This is a genomic window from Jannaschia faecimaris (assembly GCF_900107415.1).
Lineage (GTDB): Bacteria > Pseudomonadota > Alphaproteobacteria > Rhodobacterales > Rhodobacteraceae > Jannaschia > Jannaschia faecimaris.
The window spans coordinates 1-20,827 of the sequence record NZ_FNPX01000027.1 but is presented as its reverse complement, the minus strand read 5'-3'; the positions used below and the strand labels follow the sequence as shown (position 1 = coordinate 20,827).

19 protein-coding genes and 2 pseudogenes are annotated in these 20,827 nt (G+C 60.0%); 6 read left to right on the top strand and 15 right to left on the bottom strand.

The genetic code is table 11. The features are described 5' to 3' along the window. The 12 genes and pseudogenes from BLV27_RS17910 to BLV27_RS17855 all read right to left on the bottom strand — a co-directional run. Positions 1–227 (bottom strand): annotated as a pseudogene (locus BLV27_RS17910) (IS110 family transposase); the annotation flags it as partial. A gap of 130 nt (positions 228–357) precedes the next feature. Then, a pseudogene (locus tag BLV27_RS17905) lies at positions 358–1,061 on the bottom strand (IS6 family transposase). Between the two features lie 202 nt (positions 1,062–1,263). Beyond that, positions 1,264–2,568 (bottom strand): TRAP transporter large permease, encoded by a 1,305-nt coding sequence (locus BLV27_RS17900; RefSeq protein WP_092647865.1) that lies wholly within the window; start codon positions 2,566–2,568, stop codon positions 1,264–1,266. Positions 2,569–2,601: 33 nt separating this feature from the next. Further along, entirely contained in the window at positions 2,602–3,123 is a 522-nt protein-coding gene (locus BLV27_RS17895) for a TRAP transporter small permease (protein WP_170831515.1), read from the bottom strand. 67 nt (positions 3,124–3,190) lie between these two features. Beyond that, complete coding sequence (locus tag BLV27_RS17890; RefSeq protein ID WP_092647863.1) at positions 3,191–4,156, bottom strand: TRAP transporter substrate-binding protein; 966 nt, start codon at positions 4,154–4,156, stop codon at positions 3,191–3,193. An 81-nt stretch (positions 4,157–4,237) separates the two neighbouring features. Next, complete coding sequence (locus BLV27_RS17885; protein ID WP_092647862.1) at positions 4,238–5,428, bottom strand: acyl-CoA dehydrogenase family protein; 1,191 nt, start codon at positions 5,426–5,428, stop codon at positions 4,238–4,240. An 11-nt stretch (positions 5,429–5,439) separates the two neighbouring features. Beyond that, positions 5,440–6,627, bottom strand: coding sequence for a CaiB/BaiF CoA transferase family protein (locus tag BLV27_RS17880; RefSeq protein WP_092647861.1), 1,188 nt, complete (start codon positions 6,625–6,627; stop codon positions 5,440–5,442). Next, positions 6,624–7,529, bottom strand: a complete 906-nt coding sequence (locus BLV27_RS17875) for a polysaccharide deacetylase family protein (RefSeq protein WP_092647860.1) — start codon at positions 7,527–7,529, stop codon at positions 6,624–6,626. The genes BLV27_RS17880 and BLV27_RS17875 overlap by 4 nt, the downstream gene beginning before the upstream one ends. Positions 7,530–7,534: 5 nt before the next feature. Further along, positions 7,535–8,635, bottom strand: coding sequence for an ABC transporter ATP-binding protein (locus BLV27_RS17870; RefSeq protein WP_092647859.1), 1,101 nt, complete (start codon positions 8,633–8,635; stop codon positions 7,535–7,537). Positions 8,636–8,652: 17 nt separating this feature from the next. Beyond that, positions 8,653–9,537: an ABC transporter permease gene (locus tag BLV27_RS17865; protein ID WP_092647858.1), complete on the bottom strand. Its 885-nt coding sequence runs from the start codon at positions 9,535–9,537 to the stop codon at positions 8,653–8,655. A 9-nt stretch (positions 9,538–9,546) separates the two neighbouring features. Continuing rightward, positions 9,547–10,461 (bottom strand): ABC transporter permease, encoded by a 915-nt coding sequence (locus tag BLV27_RS17860; protein ID WP_092647857.1) that lies wholly within the window; start codon positions 10,459–10,461, stop codon positions 9,547–9,549. A 6-nt stretch (positions 10,462–10,467) separates the two neighbouring features. Continuing rightward, positions 10,468–11,631 carry an ABC transporter substrate-binding protein gene (locus BLV27_RS17855; RefSeq protein ID WP_092647856.1) on the bottom strand — a complete coding sequence of 388 codons (1,164 nt, stop codon included), beginning with the start codon at positions 11,629–11,631 and terminating at the stop codon, positions 10,468–10,470. Between the two features lie 331 nt (positions 11,632–11,962). Here BLV27_RS17855 and BLV27_RS17850 point away from each other — a divergent pair, with 331 nt between their 5' ends. Genes BLV27_RS17850 through BLV27_RS17825 form a run of 6 tightly spaced genes read left to right on the top strand, consistent with a single transcriptional unit; the run spans position 11,963 to position 17,706 of the window. Beyond that, positions 11,963–13,339 carry an MmgE/PrpD family protein gene (locus BLV27_RS17850; protein ID WP_092647855.1) on the top strand — a complete coding sequence of 459 codons (1,377 nt, stop codon included), beginning with the start codon at positions 11,963–11,965 and terminating at the stop codon, positions 13,337–13,339. Continuing rightward, positions 13,339–13,728: a cupin domain-containing protein gene (locus BLV27_RS17845; RefSeq protein ID WP_092647854.1), complete on the top strand. Its 390-nt coding sequence runs from the start codon at positions 13,339–13,341 to the stop codon at positions 13,726–13,728. Before BLV27_RS17850 ends, BLV27_RS17845 begins: the two co-directional genes overlap by 1 nt. Next, complete coding sequence (locus tag BLV27_RS17840) at positions 13,718–14,500, top strand: short-chain dehydrogenase/reductase (RefSeq protein WP_092647853.1); 783 nt, start codon at positions 13,718–13,720, stop codon at positions 14,498–14,500. Before BLV27_RS17845 ends, BLV27_RS17840 begins: the two co-directional genes overlap by 11 nt. Further along, on the top strand, positions 14,497–15,303 hold the full coding sequence (locus tag BLV27_RS17835; RefSeq protein ID WP_170831513.1) for an enoyl-CoA hydratase: 807 nt from the start codon (positions 14,497–14,499) through the stop codon (positions 15,301–15,303). The genes BLV27_RS17840 and BLV27_RS17835 overlap by 4 nt, the downstream gene beginning before the upstream one ends. Before the next feature lie 2 nt (positions 15,304–15,305). After that, on the top strand, positions 15,306–16,148 hold the full coding sequence (locus BLV27_RS17830; RefSeq protein WP_092647851.1) for an HTD2 family dehydratase: 843 nt from the start codon (positions 15,306–15,308) through the stop codon (positions 16,146–16,148). A gap of 19 nt (positions 16,149–16,167) precedes the next feature. Beyond that, on the top strand, positions 16,168–17,706 hold the full coding sequence (locus BLV27_RS17825) for a malonate--CoA ligase (protein ID WP_092647850.1): 1,539 nt from the start codon (positions 16,168–16,170) through the stop codon (positions 17,704–17,706). A 7-nt stretch (positions 17,707–17,713) separates the two neighbouring features. Here the strand turns inward: BLV27_RS17825 and BLV27_RS17820 are convergent, their stop codons facing one another. The 3 genes from BLV27_RS17820 to BLV27_RS17810 are packed head-to-tail and all read right to left on the bottom strand — an operon-like array spanning position 17,714 to position 20,551. Beyond that, positions 17,714–18,886, bottom strand: coding sequence for an amidase family protein (locus BLV27_RS17820; protein ID WP_092647849.1), 1,173 nt, complete (start codon positions 18,884–18,886; stop codon positions 17,714–17,716). After that, positions 18,883–19,728 (bottom strand): HpcH/HpaI aldolase/citrate lyase family protein, encoded by an 846-nt coding sequence (locus BLV27_RS17815; RefSeq protein WP_092647848.1) that lies wholly within the window; start codon positions 19,726–19,728, stop codon positions 18,883–18,885. The genes BLV27_RS17820 and BLV27_RS17815 overlap by 4 nt, the downstream gene beginning before the upstream one ends. Before the next feature lie 4 nt (positions 19,729–19,732). Then, positions 19,733–20,551 (bottom strand): GntR family transcriptional regulator, encoded by an 819-nt coding sequence (locus BLV27_RS17810; protein ID WP_244504745.1) that lies wholly within the window; start codon positions 20,549–20,551, stop codon positions 19,733–19,735. Between the last annotated feature and the right edge of the window lie 276 nt (positions 20,552–20,827).

Genomic DNA, 20,827 nt, shown 5'->3' with positions numbered 1-20,827 from the left:
GGCGGGATCAACCGAACGTCATGTCCCAGAACTGCAATCTCCCGCGCCCAGTAGTGCGATGTGGCACAGGCTTCCATCCCGATCAGACAAGGATCCAACTTGCCAAGAAAGTCGAGCACGGCACCTCGCCGCAGCTTCTTCTGCAAGACAACCACCCCATCCGCATCCACCCCGTGAAGCTGAAAAACGGACTTGGCGAGATCAATCCCGAGTGTTGTAATCTTCATGTGGATGGCTCCTTCTGACTGTTGGTCTCAAACAGCTCCAGCATGGCACATTGCGATGCCGTTCGGGTGGAGCCGTCCACACCATCAGACAAATTCTAACCAGTCTCAGTTAGGACATTGGCGTTGTCCCTTACGCTGCGCCAAGACCGCGCCACTCGGCCAGAGCAGCGGTACGGTTCAGCTTGAAATCAGGCCGGCTCGAGAGGCTGCGTTCTTGGTTGAAGTGGTTGTAGACGGAGGCTTGAACGGCGGCGAATTTCTGTAAACGTCGCATGCGCCTGAAGCGAAGCATGGCCCGTTCTCGTTGTCGGAAAAGGAGATGTCAGTTCTCCGCCCTGTTGTTCTCCCAGCGGCCCGTCTCTTGGCGCGCGTCTGCGCCGATTTCCCTCAGAGCGGCCCCGTAGGACCGGAGCTTGTCGGTGACGATGGCCTCAGGCTGGCCGTGCTTATGCATTGTTTTCCGGAGAAACTTCAAAGCAGCCTTCTTGTCGCGGCTCTTCGTGATGTAGCTTTCCAGAACCTCACCTTCGTGGTCGACCGCGCGCCACAGGTAATGTCGCTCGCCGTTGATCTTCACGAAGACCTCGTCCAGATGCCACCGCCAGCGGCTGAAACGCATCCCTTCGATCCGGCGTTTCCGGATTCTGCGGCGAACATCGGACCGAAGCGATGCCACCAGAACCGCACGGTCTCATGGCTCACGTCCACCCCACGCTTATGCAGCAGGTCTTGGACGTTGCGAAGCGAAAGGGGAAACCGGACATAAAGCATCACTGACAGGCGGATGATCTCGGGGCTCGTCTTGAAGTACTTGAATGGGGAACGATTGGTCACGTGTGCAGGGTAGGGGGTGCCTCAGTCCATCTCAAGCCAAGTTGCTCTGACAGGACCCGCTGACTGGTTTCCACCAACTTGTTCTTTATTCGTTCTTATAGCGCATAAAGCCGAACCGTCGGGAATAACTTTCACTTCACGGCTCTTGCGCCCGACGTCTGTCGCGCAGAAATGCGGCATACCTGCCCCTCGATTTTGCCTCTCACCCGCGGGTCATGAGCGATGGGAGAAAGGTCGCGATCTGCGGGAAGAGGATCAGGAGCAACGTCGCCAGCACCAGAACCAGGAAGAATGGGAAAGCCATCTTGGCGACGGTCAGCAGGTCGTGGCGCGTCATGGATTGCAGGATGAAGAGATTGATCCCCACCGGCGGCGTGATCTGCGACATCTCGATGACGACGACGAGGTAGATACCGAACCAGATCAGGTCAATGCCCGCTGCCTGCACCATCGGCATGATGACGGAGGCAGTCAGCACGACGATCGAGATGCCGTCCAGAAAGCAGCCCATCACCGCGAAAAGCACCGTCAGCGCGATCAGCAGCTGGAACTGCGTCAGCTCAAAGGAGCCGACTAGGGTGGACAGCGTTCGAGGGATTCCGGTGAAGCCCATCGCCACCGACAAAAATGCCGCACCGCCCAGGATGAGTGTGATCATGCAGGTCGTCTTGGTGGCCCCCTCGACACTGTCGACGAAGGAGCGCCAGGACATCATCCCGCTGACCGCCGACAAAAGCAGCGCGCCCACCACGCCGACCGCTGCCGCTTCCGTCGGGGTGGCGAACCCCGCGTAGATCGAGCCGATCACCAGCGCGATCAGCCCCAGCATCGGGAACAGCCGGGCAGTGGCGCGGACACGCTCGAAGAACGGCAAGCGCGGCTCGGGCGCGGGGATACGATCGCGGTGGAAGAGCGACCAGATCATGATGTAGCCCATGAAGAGGACCATCAGCATCAGCCCCGGCAGGATGCCTGCGATGAAGAGACGGCTGATCGAGACCTCGGCGGCGACCCCGTAGACGATCAGGATGATTGAGGGCGGGATAAGGAAGCCCAGTGTGGCCGAGCCTGCGAGGCTGCCGACGATCATGCGCTGGTCGTAATCGCGTTTCTCCAGCTCAGGGATCGTGATTTTGCCGATGGTCGCCGTGGTTGCCGCCGAGGAGCCCGAGACGGCCGCGAAGAGACCGCAGCTGACGACGTTGACGTGGAGGAGTTGGCCCGGCAGGCCGTTCATCCAGGGTGCCAGGCCGCTGAACATGTTCGCGGCCAGGCGTGTCCGGTAGAGGATCTCTCCCATCCAGATGAAGAGGGGCAGGGCGGTCAGGGCCCACGACCAGGATTGCGCCCAGACCGTCGTGGCCATGATCGCGCCCGCGGGTGCCGAGGTGAAAAAGGCGATGCCCACGAACCCGACGATGGTCAGCGCCAGCGCGACCCAGATGCCGAGAGCGAGTAGAACGAGCATCAGGCCGATCAGGACCAGCGAGACGATATTGGGGTCCATCGGCGGGTCCTCAGGTTGGGCGTACGGGGGCCGTCACGGCTCGCCGTTTTCGGTTGGATTTTCCTCGCCGTCCTCGAAGATCGGATCGTAACCCAGGATCACGCGGACCAGATCTTCGATCATCGCGACGGCGAAGAGGACGAGCCCGATGGCCATCCCGCTTTGCGGAAGCCAGATCGGGACGGGCACCAGCCCCGAGGTGACCTCGCTGCGCGCGAAATTCTGGATAACCATCGCAACGGTGTGCCAGGCCAGGAGGCCGGTGATCGCGGAGCCGATGGCGAGTGCCAGCATCATCATAAGCCGGTGGGCCGGGCCGCGCAGGGCACGGGTGAAGAGCGTGACGCGGATATGGCTGCCGCCGCGAAAGCTCCATGCAAGGCCCAGAAAGGAGGTCGCGGCGAGGCAGAACCCGGCGAATTGATCGGCCGAGGGGATGATGGTGTCGAGTTGGCGTGCGACGATCTGGGCGCAGACGATGACGCAGATCGCGACCAGGAAGACGCCGGCCAGCACGCCCGCGGCGCGGTAAAGCGCGGCGAGGCCGCGCGTCAACATCCGGGTGCCGTTTGGTGAAGGCAGTGCAGCCGCCCCGAGGGGACGGCCGCTTTTGAAACGCGGGTCACTTCACCGCATCGAGGATGATCTGGGCGTCGGGACCGACGCTTTCGGCCCATTCGTTGGCCATGGTCTCGCCAACGACGGACAGATCCTTGACCAGCGCTTCGGGCACTTCGCGGACCGCCATGTTCTCGCCCAGTTCGGCCACGGAGGAGGCTGCGACCTCGGCGCTCATCTCCCAGCCGCGGGTCTCGGCGGTTGCCGCGGCGTCGAGCATTGCCTGCTGCTGGTCCTCCGGCAGACCCGAGAAGGCGCTTTCGTTCACGATGATCATGTTCTTCGGCAGCCAGGCCTGGAGATCGTAGAAATCGGTCGTGAAGTCCCAAGCCTTGGTGCGCGCGCCGGTCGCCCCCGAGGTGACCATCGCGTCCACGATGCCGGTGGAGAAGGCCTGCGGGATCTCGACCGCCTCGATCGTGGTGGGCGCGGCTTCCAGAAGTTCGGCCATGCGCGCGGTCGTCGCGTTGTAGGTGCGGAAGCGCATGCCCGAAAGATCGGCACCCGAGGTCAGCTCCTTGTTGGTGTAGAAGCCCTGACCCGGCCACGGCACGGCATAGAGCAGGCGAATGCCATCTTCGGCGAGCTTCGCCTCGACCAGCGGGCGCTGCGCGTCCCAGAGGGCCTTGGCGGATTCGTAGGTGGTCGCGATGAAGGGGATGTTGTCTGCCCCGAAGATCGGATCCTCGTTGAAGAGGTTAGCCATCAGCACTTCGCCCATGGGCACGAACATGTTCTGGACCGAGCGCTTGATCTCGGGGTGCTTGAACAGCGAGGCACCGGAATGGATGGTGATGTCGAGGCCGCCGTTGGTCGCGGTCGAGACATCCTCGGCGAATTGCATGATGTTCTGGGTGTGGAACTCACCGTCGGGATAGGGGGTCGCCATGTCCCATTTGGTCTGGGCCATGCCGGTTGCAGGGATCAGCGCCACTGCGGTGGCGGCTGCGAGGTATCGAAGGGTTTTCATATCGTGCTCCCGTTGGATTAATCGCGGACTTTGCGCCCGTCGTCTGGTGTGTGTGTAGAATGGCTGCCGCTTTGTGGCGGGTCAATAACTGCGGGGCAGACCAAGCACGTGCTGGCCCAGATAGCCGTAAATCATATTCTTCGAGATGGGAGCTGTCTGATATAAACGCGCCTCGCGCCACTTCCGCTCGATCCCGTATTCGCGGGCAAATGCAAAACCGCCATAGGTCTGCATGCAGACTTCGGCGGTGGCCCAAGATGCATCTGCCGCCAGCAGTTTGGCCATGTTCGCCTCTGCCCCGGCCTTTTCGCCGGCATCAAACATGGCTGCGGCCTTTGTGACCATCAGCTCCGCAGCCTGCGCCTTGGCATAGGCGTCGGCGATGGGAAACTGGATTCCCTGATTGGCACCGATAGGGCGGCCAAAAACCGAACGGTCGTTGGCGTATTCACAGGCTTTTTCAACGAAATACTTTGCGTCACCGATGCATTCGTAAGCAATCAGGATGCGTTCGGCATTCATGCTGTCGACAATGTATTTGAAGCCCTTACCCTCTTCGCCGACAAGCGTATCGGCGGGGATTTCCACGTTGTCGAAGAAGACCTCGCAGGTGTTGTGATTTATCATCGCGTCAATCTTTGACAGCGACAGACCATTCTTCTTGGCCTCGTTCATATCGATCAGGAACACCGACATGCCGTCCGAACGCTTCTTGCACTGATCCGACGGCGTGGTGCGCGCCAGAAGCAGCATCAGGTCTGATTCAAACGCGCGCGAAGTCCAGACCTTCTGGCCGTTGACGATATATGTGCCGTTTTCGGTCTTTTCAGCCTTGGTCTTAAGCTGGGTCGTATCGCTGCCCGTTGTGGGTTCGGTCACGCCGAATGCCTGAAGGCGCAGCTCGCCCGTCGCAATCTTGGGCAGGTATTTCTGCTTCTGCTCTTCGGAGCCGTGCTTGAGCACCGTGCCCATCGTGTACATCTGCGCATGACAAGCTGCGGCGTTGCAGCCCTTGGCATGGATCGTTTCAAGTACCGCGCCGGCTGCCGCCAGCGGCAAGCCCGAGCCGCCATATTCCTCTGGAATTAGCGCACCAAGAAAACCTGACTCGGTCAACGCGGTCACGAAGTCATGAGGGTAGGCATCTTCCTTATCCAGCTTTAGCCAGTATTCATTGGGGTAATCGTCACATAGACGCTCGACCGCGTCGCGAATGTCCTGCCATGCAGGTTTTACGGGCATCGAGATCATGTCGGGATCGTGCTGATTCATGGCTAGGTCCTTCAGATGACTTTGCTGTCGCGCAGGGAGGCGATCTCTTCGGGGGACAATCCGACCTCGGTCAGAATTGCGTCCGAATGTTCGCCTGCATCCGGTGCCGATACATAGATCGAGGCCGGTGTGCGCGACAGTTTGATGGGCTGTGCAACAAGCTTTGTTTCGCCGCGGACAGGGTGATGGACTTGTTCAGCCATACCGAGGTGCTGCACCTGCGGGTCGGCGAATACTTCGTTCATCATGTAGATCGGACCGGCGGGCACTCCCGCCTCCTCGAGCGCATCCACCCAGTCGGATGTGGTTTTTTCGGCAAAGATCGGCGCGAGCTTTTCCCACAATGCGGCGCGCCGTTCAAACCGGGCGGGGTTGGTGGCGTAGTCCTCGATCGTGCCCCATTCGGGCTTGTCGATCAGATCGCAGAAAGCGCGCCATTGTGAGTCGCTGCCAACGCCGAGGTTCATGTGGCCATCCTTGGTGGCGACAACGCCCATCGGTGTGACGTAAGGATGATCGTTGCCGGAACTTTCAGGCACTTCGCCATCGACCAAATATCGTGCGGCCTGGAAATCCATGAGCGCGATCTGCGCGCCCAAAAGCGAGCTTTGCACCCATTGGCCTTGGCCTGACACGCTGCGTTCCTGCAAGGCAACCATAATGCCCAGCGCTGCGTAAAGCCCGGAGGAGAGGTCCGCCACTGCCGCTCCGGCCCGCATCGGTCCCTCTTCGGGGTTGCCGGTCACGCCCATGAGGCCGCCCATGCCCTGTGCTATCTGGTCGAAGCCCGCGCGCTTGGCGTAAGGTCCGTCCTGCCCGAAGCCTGAGATCGATGCGAGGATGATACGCGGATTGACATTGGCAAGGTCGCTATAGGCGATGCCAAGGCGGTCCTTTACGTCAGGGCGGAAATTCTCAACCACCACATCGGCATCTTCGACCATGCGTAAAAACAGCGCCCGGCCGTCCGGATCCTTCAGGTTCAGCGTGAGCGCACGCTTGTTGCGGTGCAGGTTCAGCATGTCGTAGCCATGCCGCGCGCCGCTGACACCTGCGGATGGGTCGGCCCCGGCTGGCGCTTCGATCTTGATTACGTCCGCGCCGAAATCCGCAAGAACGCGGCAGCAGGCGGGGCCCGCACGCACCCGCGACAGATCAAGCACCTTTAGCTTTGCAAGCGCAGTGGGGCGTTCAGTCATTGGCCAAACTCCATCACGCGGACAGCACCATCGGGGTCGGCGGCGGCATACCAGTCGCCGATCCCGCTTGAGGTCAGGAAAACAGTGTCATCACGGGCTTGAAGCATATCGAGCGCCTGTTCGAACTGATGAGCGATATGCGGCACGCCGATGATATGGGGGTGCAGCGCCAAAGTCATGACACGCGGCTGTGTCGTCAATTCGCGTTCGAACATGGCCAGCGTCGCGGCGACCCGCTTCAGGTATTCGTCGGTCGATCCGTTCTGGATCGCGTAGACCGGAACATCGTTCAGCTCGAACGAATAAGGCAGCGCCATCAGGGGGCCATGCTTGGTCTTCATCCACGTGGGCAGGTCGTCGAGGACCCAATCGTGCAGAAACTCGATGCCTTCGGCCTTCAGGATGTCGGGCGTATGTTCCGACTCCCCCAGTCCTGGCCCCAGCCAGGCGCGGGGGCGCGTGCCGCCCGCCTGTTCGAGGCGGTCCAGACAGCGGCGGATGATGTCGCCCTCGTCATCGGCCTGTTTGAGGGATTGCTGAAACCAGCCATGCCCGACCAATTCCCAACCTGCATCCACGACGGTCTTCATCAGCGTAGGATAGACATCGGCCACCTGCGCATTGAAGAGGGCCGAGCATGGCAGTCCCTTGCGATCCAGCATGTCGAGAATGCGCGGCATCCCGCACCGCAAACCGTATTCCACCCATGAGAAATTCGGTACATCCGGCGGTGCCGGTGTCGCCCCGTGCGGCGCAGGTATGATGCCGCGCGGCATGGCCCGCTCGATCGGCCAGTATTCAATGTTCATCGCGATATGAACGATCAGCTGCTTGCCGCCCGGTCCGGTCAGAGGGGCGCGGTCCGAAGACATTTGGAATGGAATGCGCGGGTTGGAATGCATTTTTCTTACTCCACGTGCAGACGAATGTCTGTGGGCTTCCATGACAGACGGACGGGCGCGCCTGCCTCGGGCAGGCTGTCATCGGAATCGGCGATCACACGGCTGACCATCTCGGTCCCGTCCCGAAGCCGAGCGAGGTGCGACGTGGTCAGGCCCAGGTAGACCGACTCGTCGTAAGAGCCGGTGATCGAATGCCCATCGGCTGGAGCGTTCGTGCCATTGACCGGGTTCAGCGCCACGCATTCCGAACGGATCGAAAGGTTGACCTCTTGCCCGTCCGTGACGGCCAGCCCGCGCTTGTCGACCTTGAGTTTGGAGCCGGCCACATCGACGGTTACGGAGGTGCCATTGGCATCGGACACTTTGCCTTTGAGGACGTTGTTTTCTCCGACGAAGCTGGCGGTGAAGGTTTTTTCCGGTGCGCGATAGATATCACGGGCGCGGCCGAACTCCACCAGATCACCGTTTGCGATCAGGGCGATGCGGTCCGCGACGGTCATCGCCTCTTCCTGGTTATGGGTAACGTGGATGAAGGTTATGCCGACCTTTTCCTGCAGGTGTTTCAACTCAAGGCACATGTCCTTGCGAAGCTGCGCATCGAGGGCGGCCAAGGGTTCGTCCAGCAAAAGAATGTCGCGATCCAGGACGATGGCCCGCGCCAATTGCACGCGCTGCTGCTGACCGCCCGACAACTCGTGCGGTTTGCGCTGCGCGAAATTGGTCAGGCCGACCTGTTCCAATGCGTTGGCGACCTTGTCGGCGATTTGCGCCTTGGGCAATCCTGCCACTTTCAGACCGTAACCTACATTCTGCGTCACGTTCATGTGCGGAAACAGCGCGTAGGCCTGAAAGACCATCGTGGTCGAACGCTTGTCGGGTGGCAGGTGCCCCACGGATTTGCCGTGCAGAAGGACTTCGCCCGCCGTCGGTTTGTGGAAGCCGCCGATGGTGCGCAGCAGCGTCGTCTTGCCACCGCCCGAGGGACCGAGCAGCACAAAATATTCACCAGCCGCGATGCTGACGTTGACGTTCTTCAGCGCGACGAACGAACCATAATGCTTGGCAAGATTGCGCACTTCGACCGCGGGGGCGGCTTGGTTGATCATATGATTTATCCCGTTGGTCATGACATCACCGGTTCGGCCTTGGCGCGAGCGATCCGCGACAGGGCATCGGCCCGGATCATAGTGACAAGAATGATGGAGCCGATCACGGCGATAGCGACGAAGCTTACCAACGCGGACATGGCGTAGCTTTGCGGCGACATGCCGGTATTCAACATCTGGCTGATCAGCACCGTGGTGAACGTGTCGAACCCGCCCTTGAGAAGGCTGGTTCGGGTATATTCGTTGAAGACAAGGATCACAGTAAAGGCAGAGGCGGAAAAGACGCCTGCGCGGATCTGGGGGAATTCGATATCCCAGAAGGCACGCCAGCCATTCGCCCCGCAGGCGCGCGCGGCCTCGGTTTGCTCAGGACGATAGCGACCCATCGTGATCAAAATCACCACGAAGGAATAGGGTATTGTATAAATAATAAGGCCAATGGTCGCCGTCAGAAAACTAAGGCGAAACCAGCTGTCGAAAAGTCCGGTACCGATCTGATCGCCCAGCCAGATAAAGGTGAAGTTGACGTTCTTGAAGAACACCAAAAGCGCCGAACCAAGGATATCCGGCGGCACGAACAGGGGGGCCAACAGCAGGAAGACCGGAAACAGCTTATTATCCGCTGCCTTGTAGTATTTCGCCGCCAGAAGCGCCATTGGCACGGTGACGACAGTCACCACAACGGCCAGCATCAGCGTCCAGCGCAACGCACCGATCAGAAGCTCGTCTGAGAAGATGAGGCTATACCATTCCAACGTGAAAACATACTCGTTCGCGCCAAACCCGTTGGCGTTGAACGACACGAACATCACGTAGATCACGGGTGTCATCAGCGTCAGGACGACCAGCAGAAGATACGCCCATTTAAGCTTGTGCAGCCAAGGGTTGTCATAGTCGTTCATGGGGTGCCCTCAACTGAGCGGGGTGAGGATTTTGGTCAGATCGAACAGCTTGTGACCAATCCAGAGGAGCGTCATCAGAGTCGTCATCATGATCGCACTGACCGCCATGGCGAGCGGGAAGTCGAGCGCGCTGATCGCCTGCGTCGCAATAAGGCCCGCATTCACGGCCCCTGCACCGCCAAGGATGTTCGGTAGAAGTGCGACGCCCAGACCATTAACGAAAATAAATACAGAGCCTGCGAAGACGCCCGGTGCCGCCAGCGGCAGGATGATATCGACAAAACGCCGCCAAGGTCCGACGCCCAGATCGTCACAAACCTCAAAGATGAACTTCGGCACGGCCTCCATCGCCAAAAAGCCGGAGAAGACGATAAATGGCAGGAAAGACAGCACCTCGCCAATAACTACACCGGTGTGCGAGTAAAGTAGGGCAGAGATAGGCTCGTCGATTATGCCTAGGTCCATAAGTGTCGAGTTCACTAGGCCGTTTCTTTGCAGAACCGGGCGCAGCGCGAAGACGCGAATGATCTCGGAGACCATGAAGGGCAGGATGAACAGCAACACAACCCGGTGCTGCGCGACCTGTGGGATCGATTTGCGTACGAAGACTGCGATTGGAAATCCGAAGACAAAGCAGATCGCGACCGAGATCAGCGAATACTTCATCGAGTTCAGGAAGTTGACCAGACGCGCTGAAAAGAAGAAATTTTCGTAGGCGTATAGGGTGAAGCCCGGCTCCATCCAGAACATGGTGCGTTCAAAGACTGAAAAGACCACCGTCATCGCCATTGGAATGGCGAAGAACAACACCATAAAAATAAGGGGTGCACGGAACGCCCATGGGGCAAGGCGTTCGCGCCAATCCGCGCGGGACGTGCCGACGGGGATCACCCAGTCGGCTTTGTTTGTTGCTGGCGTTGACATTCCGGGTCAGGCCGCCTGCACCCGGGCCCACCAATCCTGATAGGCGCGAATATTGGTCGGGAAGACATTCTGCCAGGAATTGCCGGCAACCGCGCGCCGCGCCTGCTTGCGCTCAAGCCGCTCCGACATGATGGCTTTCGTGTCAGCATCGAACAGGTCGGGATTGGCGTCCACGTATTCCTGTACGCCTTCCATCTGCGGGGTAAAGCCCAGCCCTGCAAGGGTCTGCGCACCAAACCATGGGCTGAGATAGACATTGGCGAGATTGTAGAACGCCGAATCCATTCCTCGCTCCATGCCGCCGCGGGTCAGCATGACGATGTTGTTCCACGACTGGTGGCCCTCTTTCATCGTGCCGTAGCGGATATCCTGCCCGTTCTTGCGCGCCGCAAAGATCTGGATGACTTCCCAGCAGGATGATACCAGCACCTCTTCCGAGGACAGCAAGTCCGCGCCGTTCTGAACTCCGTCCCAGAAGGTGCGGAAGTGGCCCTTCTTCTTCAGGTCGATCAGGAACTCACAGGTCTGTCGCACCTCGTCCTCGGTCATGTCCGAGGGGTTGTCGATGCTGCCCTTGCCGGACTGCTTGAGGTAGATCGCGGTGTTCGTCAGCGTCGGCCCGAAATCGTTCTGCATGGCGGCGCGGCCACGGAACTGACTGTCAAACAGCGCCTCCCATGAGGTCAGTTCTTCACCGATCTCACCGTAGTTGAAGGCAAGGCTGTCGGCGTTCGAGATGTAAGGCACAGCCACGACCTTACCGTCGTGGCGGATCGTGTCGGCCGAAAGGCCACCCTCCCGATAGCTAGGCAGCAATTTCGACCAGTTCGGGATCCGCGAGATGTCCAGCTCTGCAATGGCACCTTGCGAAGCCAGCGCATCTTCCATGCCGCCGCCATTATCGGTCATCGCGTCATACAGGGCGTTGCCGTCACCCACGACCATCTTCTGGATCGACTCGTCTGCACGGGCGGATTTCGCGATTGCATTGATGCTGATACCAGCCTGCGATTCCATATCAGACCAATCCTGCGCGCCGACCTTGGCAATACCGGGGGCCCAGAGCTTGAGCGCTTCTTGCGCATGGGCCATGGAGCCCATTCCGCTGGCTGCAGTGGCAGCACCCACCAGGGCGATGAACTGTCGGCGGTTAAACTCGTTTTGATTCATATTGTCTCTCCTGATGGTAAAGCCCGACCAGCGGCGGACCAGAACAAACGCGACCCGGTCTTGGTGCCGGATTGATCGCCAAGCTTTGCCGATCTGAGCTGGAAGTCAGTCAGAAACCTGCAAATTGATCTACGCAACTGGTATCGATTATGTCGACAAAAATTGACTTAGGCAAAAAGAATTTGCCGACTTGGCAAAATTTCAAATAACTAATTGTAAAATATGTATTTATCAGAAATTTATAGCGCTTTTCCTTGAGCATGAAGATCAAAATAGGCTTGATCCGCGCGTAAAAATCGCTGAGCTTGCGGCTACGTTTTGGCAATTCTGTATGCGAAATGAGTCGAAAGTGCCTTTTCCCGAATCAGAGCTAATCAGGTTGTGTCGTCGTCCTGTCGCACCGGGTGTCAGTCGGCTTGCGCGGCTGACATTGCTGGACTGGTTTGGTTGTGTACTGGCCGCCCGGTATGCGCCTGTGGCCCGGGCCATGGCCCGAACGATCCATGCACATAATGAGGACATATTGCGTCTTGCCCTGACGTCCATTGACACCGATGCGCAGACGGCAGCGCTTGCCCTTGGCACGCTCGGCAATGTGCTTGAAATGGATGACCTGCACCGCGCTTCGATCCTGCACCCGGGTGATGCCATCTGTGCCGCGGGCCTTGCCACGGCCCTGCGGCAGCCGGTGTCGGGCCCTGAGCTTCTTTCTGCGATCACACGCGGCTACGACGTTGCAATCCGCGTCGGTGTTGCCGCCGCAGCCGGCGGCTACACCCCGTTTTACAATTCGAGCACCTGCGGCGTCTTCGGGGCGGCCATCACCTGTGCCGACCTCGCGGGCCTAGATGCGGAAGGGATGGCCGATGCGCTGGGCCAGGCAGGCATGCAGGCGGCAGGTATCTGGCAGTGTCGGCTTGAACCTACCTTTTCCAAGCAGTTGGCGACAGCACATGCCGCCCGCGCGGGCGTCTTCGCGGCAGAACTGGCAGCGGCAGGCTTTCCCGGCGCGCGCGCGATCCTGACCGGCGAGATGGGCTTTTTCGCAAGCTACTATCCGGAGGCAGACCAAAGTGCGCTGACCGTCCCCCGCGCGTGGGCCATTACCGAGATGAGCTTTAAGCCCTATCCGGCTTGCCGCCACACCCATTCCGCCATTTCTGCGATGCTTGATCTGCGCGAAGAAGGTATGGATGGCGCGGTGGAACGAATTGATATCCATACCCATAGCGCGGCCTTGGAATTCTGCGACCAGCCGCACCCGACAAATCCTAACGCGGCACGGTTCAGCCTGCAGCATGCCGTTGCAACGGCAGCACTGAGAGGCGCGCCTGCGATTTCGGATTTCGAAGGCGACGCCTTGAACAACCCCGATATCGAAGTGCTGCGCGCCTGTATCCACGTGCATATCGATGACGTGATCGACGCGGCCTTTCCGCGCGATTATGGCGCGCGCATCGTCGTTCGCATGCAGGATGGTACGCGTATCGAACGCGCTTGTCCTGCTGCATGGGGCGATCCCGAGAACCCGATGCGCGATGCTGATCTTGTCGCTAAGTTCCACGCCAATGCGTCTCATGGTGGGTTGTCACTCAGGGCTGCGGACACGCTTGTTCACGCCATCATGGACTTGCCCGATGCCATCAACATGTCCGCATTGCGAGCTGCGTTGAACGATGCCTTTTCCCCGGAACCGGAGTTCGAGTGATGCCCTTGAAGCCCCCTGTGCCCTTTCACGAACTTAACAATGATGCGGGATGGGAGCCTGTTCCCGGCGGTGCGCCCGGGGTCGAGCAAAAGATGCTGTCGGGCGCGCTCGATGAAGTTGAAGAGATTGGTGTGCGTACGCGCCTAATCCGGTTTCAGCCGGGCACAGTCGCGCCGAACGTGTTCGTGCATGATTATTGGGAAGAGGTGTACCTGATATCCGGCAAACTGGTGAATGGTTGCGACGCGACAGGTGCGGGTGGCACGGAATACGAGGCACCCAGCTATGCTTGCCGACCTCCGGGGACGGAACATGGACCTTTCACCTCGCAAGAGGGCTGCGTCTTTTTCGAGATCCAGTATTACGTGGGAGATACCAATGGATCTTGACCTATCCGGAAAGACCGCGCTGATCACAGGGGGCTCCAAGGGGATCGGGCGCGCCATCGCGGCGGCGCTTTTGGCGGAAGGGGCGGAGGTCACTCTGGTCGCACGCGATGCCGCCCAGCTCGAGGCGACCAGGGCCGAGCTGAAGGCAGCTGCAGAAGGTCGCGTGCATATTCTTCCCGCTGACCTCGCCAGCGATCTGGGTCGTGAAGCCCTTGTCGATGCGGTGGAGACTCCGGACATTCTTGTGAACAATGCAGGTGCAATTCGCGCGGGTCGGCTTGCCGATATAAGCATCGCGGATTGGCGGCGAGACTGGGATCTCAAGGTCTTCGGCTACATCCACCTGTGCCAGCTCTTGCAGCCACGCATGGCCGACCGTGGCACCGGCACGATCCTGAATATCATCGGCATGGCGGGTCGGGCAAACCGGGCGGCCTATATCTCGGGCTCGACCGCGAATGCGGGCCTTATCGCGTTTACTCAGGCACTTGGGGCCGAGGCACAGTCACAGGGGCTGCGCGTATTTGGCATTAACCCGTCGCCCACGCTGACCGACCGGATGACTCAGTTCATGCAACGTAAGGCTCTGGATGAGCTGGGTGACGAAAGCCGGTGGCGCGAAATGGTCGAGCCGGATCGCTTCCCTTACGGGCGCCCCGCAAACCCGGATGAGGTTGCTGCATTGGCCTGCATGCTGCTTTCGCCGCGGGCGGGGTATTTGAACGGCACGGTGGTCGATGTCGATGGAGGTGGACAATGGACAGGGGCATGAGCGAGCATCGAGATCTTGCTGAGGGCAAGCTGCGCCTGACCCGGACCGGCGGTATCGCGGCGATCACGTTCAACAGCCCTGACAAGCTTAACGCGATGAGTGTGTCGATGTGGCAGGCGCTTGGGGATGCCTGCGAAAAACTGGCCCTTGATGACAATGTGCGGGTTGTCACCCTTGAGGGGGCGGGCGAAAGGGCCTTTGTCGCCGGCGCGGACATTTCGGAATTTGGCGAGACGCGCAGTGATGCGGCCTCTGCAGCCGCCTATGGTTCAGCGGTTGAGCGGGCGGAATACGCGATCGAACAGATCCCCGTTCCCACACTGGCACTAGTGCGTGGCTATTGCATCGGCGGCGGGCTTGGTATCGCGATGCGTTGTGACTTGCGATTGGCCAGGGACGATGCGCGCTTTGCGATAACACCGGCCAAGCTTGGACTTGGCTATGGTTATGATGGGGTGGCGTCGCTGCGACGAATGCTCAGCCATGCGGTCACGGCGGATCTTCTATTCTCGGGGCGGCAGGTCAGGGCCCAGGAAGCGCTCACCAAGGGTATCTGCGATTTCGTCTATCCAACCAAGACGTTCGAGGCCGATTGTGCAGCCTATATTGATCAGCTGGCGCGAAACGCCCCGCTGACGATCCGTGCGACCAAAGCAATCTTGAAGGTGCTCCTTCAGCCTGAGGCCGACCGCGACGGGACCGTGCCTGACGCGATGGCAAAGGCCTGTTTTGACAGCGCCGATTACCGCGAAGGGCAAGAAGCCTTTGCCGAGAAACGCCTACCCGCGTTCAAGGGACTTTGAGTATGGATACCGCCGAGAGAAGCGCGGCCATTGGCCGGACCGAGCGGGCGACAGATACGCTTGATCTGCGTCAGGCGCGCCTTATGCAACTGACGCTCGACCAGCCCGCAACGCTGGAAAAAGGCGATCCGCTGCCGCCTTTCTGGCATTATCTATATTTCAATCCGCAAATCCGAGCCTCGGATCTTGGGGCGGACGGGCACGAACAACTTGGTCGCTTTATCCCCGATTTCGGCCTGCCCAGACGGATGTGGGCAGGGGGGCGCGTGACGATCGACGCGCCGCTGCGACTGGGCGAAGAGGTCGATAAGGTGTCCACGATCCGAGCGATCGAGGAAAAGACCGGCCGTTCAGGGCGGCTTTGCTTCGTCACCGTCGATCATGATTTCAGCGTTGCGGGCGAACACCGTCTGCGTGAGACGCAGAACATCGTATATCGCGACCCACCCGATCCTGGCGCGCCGCCGATCCCAGGAAAGCCCGCGCCGGGCAATGCCGCTTTCACCCGAACCGTTACCCCTGATCCGGTCATGCTGTTTCGCTATTCGGCCCTTATCTTTTATGGTCACCGCATCCATTACGACTTGGATTATACCCGTGGGACCGAAGGTTATCCCGGTCTTGTGGTGCACGGGCCACTGACAGCCACCCTGTTGGTGGGGCTGGGGCTTGAGCGTCTCGGGGATCGGCCCCTCGTTTCTTTCGACATTCGCGCGATGTCGCCGCTATTCGTCACGGCACCCTTCACGCTTGAAGGACACGACACCGACACTGGTGTCGAGCTGTGGGCCCGCGCGCCGGGCGGGACCACGGCAATGACGGTCACGCTGCATGCGGGCACATGATGTATCAGGAGATTTTTCCATGACCAATCCGCTTTATGACGCCCTTCTGGGTCGCCATGCACACAGCGATGCGACCCTTCTGCACCTCGCAGACGGCAAGACACTCAGCTATGCGGATATAGCTGGCCGTGTGGCGCGCATTTCGGGAATGCTTCGGAGTGCGGGCCTTGCGAAAGGTGACCGCCTGGCGATGCAATGCCCGAAATCGCCCCAAGCGCTGGCATTGTATCTGGCCTGCCTGCATTCAGGCGTGATTTTCCTGCCGCTCAACACCGCCTATATGCCTGACGAAATTTCCTATTTTGTCGGGGACGCCACGCCCAAACTCCTGGTGGTCGACCCTGCAGCCAAGTCGGTTTTGCAGCCTGTCGCAGACAAGGTAGGCGCAACGCTTCTGACGCTGGACGCCAATGGGCGTGGCAGTTTTGTCGATGCGGTCGGAGCCGCGACACCCACCGCAGACGCAGTGGCCTGCGACTCGGACGATTTGGCCTGTCTTCTTTACACATCCGGTACAACCGGCCGGTCGAAGGGGGCGATGCTGACGCAGGGCAACCTTCTGTCCAACGCGATAACCCTGACGAAGACTTGGCGCTTTACCAGCGACGACGTGCTGCTTCACGCATTGCCGATTTTTCACGCGCATGGCCTGTTTGTGGCCTGTAACGTGCTGATGAATGCGGGCGGGTCGATGATCTGGCTGCCGGGGTTCGCAGTTGAGCCGGTGCTTGAGGCTTTGCCACGCGCGACCACCATGATGGGGGTGCCGACGTTCTATACCCGCCTTCTCGATGCGGATGGTTTCACCAAGGATATCAGTGGACACATGCGTCTCTTCACATCGGGGAGTGCGCCCCTTCTGGCCGAAACGCACGACCAGTTCGGCGCCCGGACCGGTCACGCAATCCTTGAACGCTACGGGATGACCGAGACTGGCATGAATACCTCCAATCCTTATGATGCCGAACGCCGCCCAGGTACGGTCGGCTTTCCGCTTGAAGGTGTCGAGCTGCGCGTCGCGGGTAGGGACGGCGTAGAGATCCCTCAAGGCGAGACCGGCATGATCGAAGTACGCGGCCCCAACGTCTTCAAGGGATATTGGCAGATGCCGGAAAAGACCGCCGAAGAGTTGCGACCGGACGGTTTCTTTATCACCGGTGATCTTGGGCGCATCGACGCGGACGGCTACGTCACCATTGTCGGGCGCGAGAAGGACCTGATCATCTCGGGCGGCTACAACATCTATCCCAAGGAAATCGAGCAATTACTTAACGAACAGCCCGGCGTTAAAGAAAGTGCCGTGATCGGAGTGCCGCATTCGGATTTCGGCGAAGGCGTCGTGGCGGTCCTGGTGCCCGAAGGGGGGGCCCCCGATGTCGAGGCGATCAAGGCTGATGTGAGCGCTCGACTTGCAAATTACAAACGCCCCAAGGAATACGTCATACGCGATGAGCTGCCGCGAAACACGATGGGCAAGGTGCAAAAGAACGTATTGCGGGACGCATATGCCGACCTGTTGAAGACGCGCGATCATACAATGAGGCGGGCCGGCGAATAAGCTGCGTTTAAAGTTGCGAGCTCAGCGTCTCTGCCAAAGCGATGAGCGAGCGCTCTGAACCGCGCGGCCCCAACAGTTGGACAGAGACCGGCGGCACCGCACCGGGTTTCGGGATCGCGATGGCCGGGCAACCCGCGATATTGGCAAGCACGGTATAATTCGCCTGCCCGACCGGCGGGCGGCTGTCATGGGCAAACGCAGGCTCTGCCACAGTTGGCAAAAGGATGACGCGTGCAGTGCCCAGCGCCGCAGTCAGCATCTCGCGCGCCGCGACAAGCCGCGCGTTCGCAGCAGCCAGCTTCTCGGCGTGAACGCGACGTCCGTAATCGATGAGTCTAGCAAGACCGGGGCTGAGGCCTGCCTCGCGCCCGAGGCTGTCTACCGCTTCGACCTCAGTCAGGAGGAATGCATCGCCGCGAAGACCTGCAAGTTCGAAAAATGGCAGCTCGCCCGGCGGTCCAAGCACCGCACGCAGCGCCCCATGACATTCGGCCATGAACTCCGCGACCTTGGGATGACATCCTACCAGCATCGCGTCTTCTGCGGCGCACCAGCCCGTGATTTTGGGAGCCGGCGTCGCTTCCGGGGCCAACACGTCCAGCACAGAAGCAAGGGTCGTAGGCTCTCGGGCAAGAAGGCCAAGCGCATCAAGGCTTGGCGCAAGCGGCACGACCCCTGCCATCCCGACGGTGTCACGCCCAAATTTCAGCCCGAAGACCCCGCAAAAAGCTGCCGGAATACGCACTGATCCCATTGTATCGCTGCCGACTGCTGCATCGACCGCCACCGCGGCAACAGCTGCCGCCGGTCCACCTGAAGACCCGCCCACACTGTGACCGGGCCACGCCGGATTATCACAGCGCCCGAAATGAGGGTTGTCCGTGGCTGCCCCTAATGCGCCTTCATCCATTGCAAGACGGCTGATGATCGTTGCGCCTTCGGCCCGCAATCGCGCAACAAGCGGTGCATCCTCCGCGCCCAATACAGCTGATCGATTGCCGATGCCTGCAGTCCAAGCCTGACCCGCGACGCGAATATTGGATTTCAGCCCGATTGTCTGGCCGAACAAGGCACCACTTCCTGCGCTCTGCGCGCGGTCTATTGGGCCCGAGGTGCTGAAATCCTCGCAGAAATGGAACGCGTCATTCAGGCTCGCGATCCGGCCCCATACGTTCGTCATAGCACGCCCGCGGCCTTGGCTATAGCGAGTAGTTTTCGCATGCCTTTGATTACGGGAGCCTCAATCAGCTTGCCGTCGATCACTACAAGGCCCGAGGGTGCCGCTTCGAATGCGGCGACGGCTGCCTGTGCGCGGGCAATTTCATCAGCGGTCGGGGTGAAGGCCGCGTTTATTGTGGCGATATTCGACGGATGGATCGCGGCCTTGCCGGTGAATCCGTTCGCGGCCGCATCTGCTGCGGCTGTGTCGACCTTTTCCGCATTGCGAAAATCAAGCTCGGGCACGTCGAGCACATCACAGCCCCCGGCACGGGCCGCGTGAACGATCCGGGCGCGGGCCATACGCATCGTATCTGATCCAGGCGCGGCTCCCAATTCTGCTGACAGGTCCACGCCACCAAACACCAGCGCTCGTAGTCGCGGGCTTGCGCGCGCTATTTCCTCGACGGCGGACAAGCCATCGGCGGTTTCCACCAGCGCGATCAGCCCAGTCTCGCTGTTCACCTCATCAAGGATTGACGCGACCATACGTAGCTCGGCGGCGCTTGTGACCTTGGGCAGCATCACGAGCCCCGCTCGCGGGGCCGCGTCTGCCAAGCCTGCCAAATCGCGTGCACCTGCGGCAGAGGACAGCGCATTTATTCTCAAGGCGCGCGTCGCGCCTGCGCCCCCAGCCCCTGTCAGAAAGGCAATGGCCGGCGCACGGGCACCATCTTTGGCATCGGGCGGCACCGCGTCTTCCAGATCGAGGCATACACAATCCGCACCGATCGCCAATGCTTTGTCGAAAGCCTGCGGCCGGTTGGCAGGGGTAAAGAGAAGCGAGCGCATGACAACAGTCATCTTGCTATTCCTTGCCCGCTGCGTTCTGGGCCATCCGCTCGGTGACGCGGGATGCACCAGCCAGAAGATGCGCCGACATGATGCTCGCGGCCCATTCCGGCGCACGTGCCTCGATTGCTTGTATTATCTCTTCGTGGTGGTTGAGGCTGCGCTGGAGATCTCTGTCTGAAAACATCGAATAGGTCCGTACGACCATGCTGACATCAAGGGCTGTGGTCATCAGGGCGGTCAGCCGGGGCGACCGAGCGGCCGCGACGATTGCACGATGAAATGCTTCGTTCGCGGCAGTCAGGCGCTGATAGGCGTCCTGATCCCTCGGCGGCGTATCAGCCTGCATCGCGGCGTGAATGCGGCGCAGTTCCGCGATGTCTTCTTCGTTTGCCAGTCGCGCCGCGCGCTGAACCGAGTAGCATTCGACGAGACGTCGGATTTCATAGACCTGCTCGGCCTCGTCCTCGGGAAAATACGCCACGCGAGTCGTATAGCCGCTCTGCCGGTCGATGAATCCCTCGATGATCAACCGCCCGATCGCCTCGCGTATGGGTGTACGACTGAGCCCGAGATCATCCGACAGACGCGTCTCGGTCAACCTCTCGCCTTCCTTCAGCTTACCAGTCAGGATATCGTTTCGAATGATGTGGTAAGCATGTTCGGTAGCGTTCATCTTAGGCTGTCGTCCGGCCTGCATCTGTGCGCCCTCGCAAAGTGACTGGCCTATTTTGCATACAGAATTGGCGAATTTCCAGAAAAAAATGCAAAAATTGCTTGTTTTTGCATACAGCAAGCATCGTTGGAGTACTTTGATCATGGTGGTTGTTGTCATTTGTGGACGGCTCCGTTTTTGCAAGGGTTGATTTGAGCTGATGTTGATCGTTGCAGGTTGCGGTCATTTGTCCGGCCTTTGTGCGCGGTACGTCTGACCGCTGGCCCTGATGAAGTCCGCATGCCAGGTCCCAATCAGACTATCGAGCTGTGACGCCCTGACAGCACCTCGGGGTGTCCCGGCAGCGGTCCCGTTCGATCATCATCACTCATCTCTGCCCTTGCATCTCATCGCGGCGTTTCGGGTGCCGCTATCTCCTCCTACGTTCAGACTGAC